The sequence below is a fragment of the Gemmatimonadaceae bacterium genome, assembly GCA_035633115.1.
Classification (GTDB): domain Bacteria; phylum Gemmatimonadota; class Gemmatimonadetes; order Gemmatimonadales; family Gemmatimonadaceae; genus UBA4720.
In genome coordinates this window covers 1-7,154 of sequence record DASQFN010000119.1, presented here as the reverse complement: position 1 = coordinate 7,154, position 7,154 = coordinate 1, and the positions used below count along the sequence as shown (strand labels likewise).

6 protein-coding genes are annotated in these 7,154 nt (G+C 57.4%); 2 read left to right on the top strand and 4 right to left on the bottom strand.

All coding sequences use genetic code 11. From position 1 onward, the window contains the following. Positions 1–431: 431 nt before the first annotated feature. Complete coding sequence (locus tag VES88_18335; protein HYN83444.1) at positions 432–1,373, bottom strand: VOC family protein; 942 nt, start codon at positions 1,371–1,373, stop codon at positions 432–434. Positions 1,374–1,742: 369 nt separating this feature from the next. On the opposite strand from VES88_18335, the gene VES88_18330 reads away from it, so the two are divergent. Next, a complete protein-coding gene (locus VES88_18330) occupies positions 1,743–2,576 on the top strand; it encodes an alpha/beta fold hydrolase (protein HYN83443.1) in 834 nt (277 codons plus the stop codon). Further along, positions 2,573–3,430, top strand: coding sequence for a hypothetical protein (locus tag VES88_18325; protein HYN83442.1), 858 nt, complete (start codon positions 2,573–2,575; stop codon positions 3,428–3,430). Before VES88_18330 ends, VES88_18325 begins: the two co-directional genes overlap by 4 nt. Positions 3,431–3,622: 192 nt before the next feature. Here VES88_18325 and VES88_18320 read toward each other — a convergent pair whose 3' ends face one another. From VES88_18320 to VES88_18310, 3 genes are all read right to left on the bottom strand, one after another. Next, on the bottom strand, positions 3,623–4,150 hold the full coding sequence (locus VES88_18320) for an NUDIX domain-containing protein (protein ID HYN83441.1): 528 nt from the start codon (positions 4,148–4,150) through the stop codon (positions 3,623–3,625). A gap of 153 nt (positions 4,151–4,303) precedes the next feature. Next, positions 4,304–4,603: a hypothetical protein gene (locus VES88_18315; GenBank protein HYN83440.1), complete on the bottom strand. Its 300-nt coding sequence runs from the start codon at positions 4,601–4,603 to the stop codon at positions 4,304–4,306. Then, entirely contained in the window at positions 4,590–6,599 is a 2,010-nt protein-coding gene (locus VES88_18310) for a hypothetical protein (protein HYN83439.1), read from the bottom strand. The genes VES88_18315 and VES88_18310 overlap by 14 nt, the downstream gene beginning before the upstream one ends. Positions 6,600–7,154 lie beyond the last annotated feature (555 nt).

Here is a 7,154-nt window from a genome sequence, read left to right as displayed (position 1 = left end):
TGACGGCGTCTGGTCCATCTACTTCAACACCGTACTCATTGCCACATTGAATGAGCGTGATTACATCATTCGTGGATAACATCCAAAGTGTTACCCATGTTGCTGGACAGACTTGTTACCTATCTCCCCGGCTGCTCACAGCGAGGCGGTCGCAAATGCCGCGCAGTCGCGTACATACAGGCTGATGCGTGTTCATACGGACATCGAGTTCGCCAGCCCATACGCCTTGTACACCACCGTTGTGGTGTAAAGCCCATCGTCAGGGATTGCTTAAGGCGCTTGGGGCAGGGAATTCTCTGGGCCTTGGAGAATTCGTGCCTTCTTCTCATTGTGTTCACCGCAGATATACGCCGGTTTACTCGGGCGTATTTCGATCCGTCTTATTCTGCGCAGCCGTTCAGGCAGATCCGCTCGCAATGCCCCGGCGCAAATCACTGAAAAAACTCGATGACTGTTCCGTACCCAAGCGACGCCGGAATGCGCACGCTTCGGCCGTACCGGCCAGCGTACGGCTCAAGGTTGAGCCCCCGCCGTTTTAGGACACGGGTTCGGATGGCGTCGATGCTCCCGACCTTGATGCTGATGCCTGTGAATGCAGCGTTCCGTGAGGGCGAGCCAGCGCTCTGAAGGGCGAGGAGAATCGTACCACCGCGCATGCGGATCTCGCGTGCTTGTGTCGATAGCGCAGCAAGCTCGAACTCGGGTCCGGTAGCCATGCCAGCCGATGTGTAAATCGCTGCGGCTGCAGTCAGGTCAGCGACCGTGATCCAGATGCTGCGAAGGCCTTGCGCCGTGTTTGGGTGGATTTCACGAGACTGAACCATGGCCCGGTTCTCTGTCCGAAAGCGCGCGCGCACAGCTTCGTTGTACTCGATGAAATAGATCCGCCCTCCGGGGAGAAACGCCTGCTGCGGGCCAGTGAGCTTAAAACGCCAGTTCTCTTCGCTTTCTGGTATACTGTCCGGGCCGAACACTGGCTTGCCGAGCTGGCGCAGGAATTCTGCCGCACGTCGAGCGGAGTCAACATGCAGCGTGACCCAGGTGAGACCTTCTGGCGCCTCGAGCGCGAAGGCCTCAGTCGATTCGCCCACTACTTTGCGGTCATGGATTGCGTATAGCTCGATGTATGTGAGGTCGGCGAAGTAGATGACTGCACTCTCGAATCCGAAGCTCAGCTTCCGCGTGGGCCCGACCGTGAAACCGAAATCGTCCGCGAATCGCTTTGCTGCCGCTGCCACGTCCTGTGTGAGCAGTGTTACGTGGTCAACACCTCGGCCGCTTCCGATCAGAGGCTGAGGTGCGAGGGCTGGCTGCGTAACCGCGCATGCAGTCAATGCGGCGCTGAGCGCGGTGGCAAATCCGCAAAATCGCACGATCTGCGGTACCAGTCGCGGCGATGATGACGGCGCGCGCCGGATTAATGGTTGTAGCCGACGGTGGGTGAAAGGCCTTAGAGTAGAAGCCAATAAACGATTTTCGCGATCATACCTATGTAGTGGAGGAAGCCAGCCTAACGCGTCGGAGTTTAGCTGCGGCCCTCATCAATAGTGCGGCAGGCGAGCGCAGCGAGCCAGCCGCTTCCGTGGAGCGCCGTCAGCTACAACTCCTCGTTAGACCGGCGCTGCCCCAATGCATGACAGGAAGTCCGAAATCTGGATCGCGGCGGAACACGGCTTGGATTGGTTCTGTCTGGCCGCGCCGGGGGTTTGCTGCGAGAATTATGGACCACCCAGCCAACGGCGATGGAAATCACGCGCACGGCGTCATACAAGGTATGGGAATCGCGAGAGCGGGCGTACCTATTCGCCCGATGGAGCTTCGAGCCCGCCAACCGGGCGGTGGTCTTCGTGCACGGCCTCATGAGCAGCTGGGATGTCTGGGTGCCGTTCCGGCTGCTGGTCGAGCGGCCCGAGATGGCTAGTGCCGACGTGTTCTACTTTGACTACAAGAGCCTTGGAACGACGATCCCTCGCGCTTCGCGACGCTTCAGGGAAGCGCTGGAAGGGCTGCTGGACGGCGCTTCGCCGGCATTCATCCACGAGTCGCTGCCTCCTGGTCGGCCAAAACCGACGTATGCCACAATCGACATCGTCTCGCACTCGCTAGGCGCGGTCGTCGCGCGAACAGCTCTGACGGAACTGGCGAGCGCGATTAGCGGTGAGAAGGACTTGGCCCAGCCACCAGCGTGGAAGGTCGATCAGCTGCTCCTCGCGCCGGCGCTCCTCGGCTCCAAGCTCCCCTGGCTCATGAAGTACGTCGGGACGGAGGCACTCCTCTCGGCGATCCAGTTCGTTCGTAACGGCGGAGTCTCAGCGGTTATGGATCTCAAGGAGGGTTCAGATCTCCTCAAGAGACTTGAGAACCATGTCAAGGATCGCATTAAGGAGTCTCCCGTGGCAGCTAAGGCGTGCGGGCTGCGCGTTGCGCGTACGGCTCACGGCGAAGACGACCATGTCGTCATCCAGAATCAGTACGCGCGAGATGCCAACTACAAGCTGCGCGACGGCAACCATTTCACGATCGTACCAAAGGCCGTCGCGGTCGATTCCGACTTCATATTCGGGAGGGCGCGATGAACTCGGACATCTGGCGCCCCAGGCTCATCGCATCGATCGCGCAGGCCTACCGTCAGTGCTGGGGGGAGGATCCTCATGCTCAGCGTGTCGGCGGCCGCAGAATCCGGTGGGCAACTGCGGACGGCGTGCTGACGGAAGCTGACATGCGGCTCATCGCAAAGGCCGATCTGATTCTTCCGCTCGCGACAGCCGGCTTGCTGGCGGAGCGTGAGGGGGTGTCGGACCTTCCGGCTCCGGCCGAGATTCGCCAACGTGTGCGCGAGCACGAACTTCACATTCGCTCCACGTCCATTGGGTGCCAGCTCGCTGGTGCGACGAGGGACGACGATTCTCCCTTCAGCGACGAGGCTGCCCGTGAGTGGTCGACGTGGATCACCTATTGCATGCAGGCGCATTCGCCGGAACTGCGCGCGACACTTGTTCACCTCCCGAGGGCGGTCGAAGCCATGTCGGCGTACCGCGACAGGCCGCGCCGGCGCATCGAGCGAATGGGGCCTGATGGCGAGCGGCTTCTCTCGCTGGTACCGTCGGGACCCAGCGTGGCCAACGAGGACGACTGGATCGAGCCCTTGCTAGACCATTGCGAAACCGTTGCGGCCCACGCCGACTCGTTTCAAAGCATTGAGCAGGTCTTCCCGGAACTCTTCCATCTCGTCGCCCAGTATCAGTTGCATCGTCGGAACGACTTTGAACCGGCCTCGCCGTTCCACCCTTATCTATGGCCGTTTTCGATCGAATCGTTTCGACACGTCATGGAGATTGCCCAAGGGATCCGATATCTGGCGCAGTACCTCAATGGTGACGACGACGGGGACGGGATGCAGATGAGAGAGTCGACCTACGCGCGAGTGTAGCGTCATTTCTGACTGCGCCGATACTTGCTAGCGCGGCGCCAATCCAATGATTCCTGATCGTCATAGGGCGTGAACGCTACGCTCGGCGTCTCTGCGTGGTTGCCCGTCTAACGCTTCAGCTAAGCTGCGAGCGAATCATACAGTAGCGAGCGCAGCGAGCTTCATCAAATCGCATGTCAGCTTCAGCGAGTGTTAGACGGTGGCTGGATGCGAACCGGCAATCGGAGGAGCCCAATTGACGGGCCCAATGATTGGCTTGCTCGGCCGTGTATAGCAAAGGGGAAGTACCTCTCTAGTCCAAGGCGTTACAACGAGGGTGCGGAACTCAGCTTCACTAATGAATCGGCACGCCGTTACCTCATCGTTCGCGCTCGTGAGCTCGCCCGCCACAACGGAGCACTCGAAAACAGACATTACGTACTGAGTCTCATCCCCGTTGCCGTAACGCACGACGAAATCCGGACCACCGAAGGCGCCGATCAATGCCGTCGGCTGCACCACAAGTCCGGTTTCTTCCCACGTCTCACGGACCACTGTATCGATTGGATTCTCATCGGGTTCGACCGCTCCACCAGGTGTGCTCCAGGCATGCCCATCACGCTGACGCACTAGAAGTATTTCCCCTAACTCTCCGTACACGATTGCTGCCACTGACGGGAGCAGGAGTCGTGACGTGCCGATCCGTTGACGCAGTCGAGCCACATAGGGAGATATCCCCATAGCTTTCCTCATCGTGGTCGAGGAGTTCGCATCCGTCTAACGCCCAAGTTGAGCTGCAGGGCGATCAGTAAGAGAGCGCGCGGAGCGCGCTCCATCGATAGCCGCTCTGTCTGCTCCAACGCACGTTATACTGCCGGCACCAGATGCCAGATGTTAGCGGGCTTCGCTGCCCACCAACTTGTGTTGCTTCATTTCCTTCCAAATCTCTTGGAGCTCACGATTCAACTGAGCGATGTATTCCTTCGCAACATGCGAAAAGAGATCATCGCTATCTGACTCTAGCTCTATAGTGAATTGCCCGGAGCGCGTCCGCTCGAGAAGCTTGTTAAATGCGCTTTTCACCTGATTGGGATTATCCTCAGAGATCGGTATGCGAACGACATCGCTGTCAAGTGCGATATCAATAAAGTGCTTGTCCTGAGCGCTCTGCACAGAGGCTTTAATCTTGACCATAGATCCGCCCTCGCTCTCCGAACGCCGCTGGACCACCTTCGAGTGTTCTCATACTCACAATACGCCAATCGAGCTGATCGCTATCGTCAACTACATTGACAAGTTTATTGCTGAATGGGTTGCCGGTGTAGGTCCGATACCCATCTTGTCCATGCGAGCGATAAATGGAGCTGTACGGAAGCGTTCTTACGGCAATATTGGCATCGTGAGTGGAAATAAAGACTCGCTTACCCGTCTTTGCGCGTTCCTTGATCAGCGGTACGATGACGTCACTGATGTACTCATTGCCAAGGCTTCTTTCCGGCTCGTCGAGAATGTAGACGTCGGCATCCTTCTCAAGCTCGGCTTGAAGCATCACCATCGACGCCTCTCCGCTGGACGGCTCATATGCCCGCCCATTTAGCGCGAAGTATCTCCGAAATAGCACTAGCTCATAGACAGTCTTAATGTCCTCAACATCCTCGATCTCCCTGAGGCGTGCGATATGCTGAAAGAGGCTGTCACTATATGCGCGCGCTTTTATCATGCGGACTTCGGCAGCAAACTTCTTTTGTGTCGACTTCTTGACGCCTGTTAGACTGTTCAGTTCGCCGGCTACCACCTTGCCAGTTTGAATCGTGAACTCAGTGCGTAGTGTAAGTGTTCCCTTATTGTCGCCGAGCGTGCCAATCGATATGACTATCGGCGGGACCGCTGTATCGATGCTTTGCAGAACCGCTGCGGCGCTGGCGGCGATCTGAATACGATTAGCCGCGTACTCTCGGAACCCGGTCGTGGTCGGCTTGGCCGGAGTGCCTGTTTTGCGCTCAACTTCCTTGCGGAATACCCCAATCGCGGCGTTAAGCAGGCGCACTTCCTTCCATGCGACAAACGCATCCCACTTCTTCGCCTCCAGAGCGTGCAGCAGCGTGGAAAGCATGCGCACCAGTTCCGCAAGCACATCCTCGCCCACGGCTTCGCGAGCGGTCTCACTTACCTGTAGGAAACTGAGATACACCCTCGTCTTCTCAGCCGCCTCTACAGCGTTCAAGAATATGCGCTTCGCACCTCCTTCTTCCTCGGGATCAATATCCTTCAGAAGGATACGTTTAGCGCTGCGATTGGTACTCTTGGACGCAAAGTATGCGACGTACTTGTTTAGGCTTGTTACACTAGCCTCTTCTGCCCCACGGATAAGTTCGATTTCATCAGAGCAATAGTTGATATCGTACGTATCGAGATTGATTTGGAGATCATTGCCCTTAAGGTCGAAGATCTCGTGTAGGCGATCGCTCCCCGGCTCGTACACTGTCGCGTTGAGGCCGCTTTCGGCATAGTGCTTTGCGACGGATTGGAGAATACAAGATTTGCCCGTACCCTTTGCCCCGAAAAGAATATTTATGTCGTTGTAGACTCTGAGCTGGACAAAGCTCTCATCCTCAAAGGGCTGGAGCAACAATACTTCAGAAGTCTTGCGGGTAAGTGCGGTGTTGATTGTTGTCGGATCCTTTTCGAGCAAGAGACAAAAATGCTCGAAGCTATCCACTGGCAGGCGGAGTTCGGGTAGCTCGCGCGACAGAGCAACGTACTCCGACCAATCTTGAACATCGGAGCCGTACATCGAGGCGTGGCCATGTGAGATGTATATGCCTGCTGAAATGGAATTGGTGACCTCCTTAATTACTCGTCCCGGATGTTGTGTGCCGTTAAGTAAGGTTTCAAGCGCCGAATCTGAGAGATTCGGCTTCTTCTGGCGGTAGTGAGCGACATATAGCGGCTCTAGGTGATCAAAACGCTCTAGAACCTGCGTTGCCGTGGCGGCAAACGTATCGGGACTCTGCCCCTGCGTAGTTTCTGCTACGGCAGCGGCAAACGCCTCCACACGTTGCGGCGACGCAATGACAATGAGATGCCCCCGCTCGCCTCCTTCGACGATGTCGAGCTCTATTCCTGGCCATACCTGAGCGCTCGTCGCTAGTCCCGCTCCAATAAGGCGGTACTGATCGAGGTCGAACACGTTGTGGTTTGTAATTGCGACGATGCCAACGTCGGTAGACAGAATGGTGTCGCAGAAGGCAGTCGGCGAAATGGCTCTCGTGGGAGCGTCCCCCGACTTGCACCTTAGGGTGTGGGTATGGATATCGATTCTCATCCAGCCTTAGGTATGCGCTCTGCGCGCCGAGATGCACGCGACCGGTTTGCCTGTAGAGCGGGAGCGCTCAGGGCATCCAAGTGACGTACCGCGAAGAGCGGGACGGAACTCAGGCCGCACACTCTGCGCGACAGCGCGCGTAGGGGAGCTGCTAAGCTCGCGCGATGGAGCGCACGCTGCAAGTGCACGTTCAAGCATGTCCTCAAGGTCGTGGCAGTATAACTACTAATTATGCAGCCACGATATGCTGCGGAGTCGGAGCATCCCTGCAAGTTGCTCGCAGCTTCTATGAGGCCGATTTTGTCAAGGTCGTCGTAAAGGGGTAGCGGCTAGCCCGCGCGGTTTCTATTACGCGCGTGATTACTAACAGCGAGTGCTGGATGGTCGCTGGCGGCCGATTCCGACGTGCCGAAGCTCGTG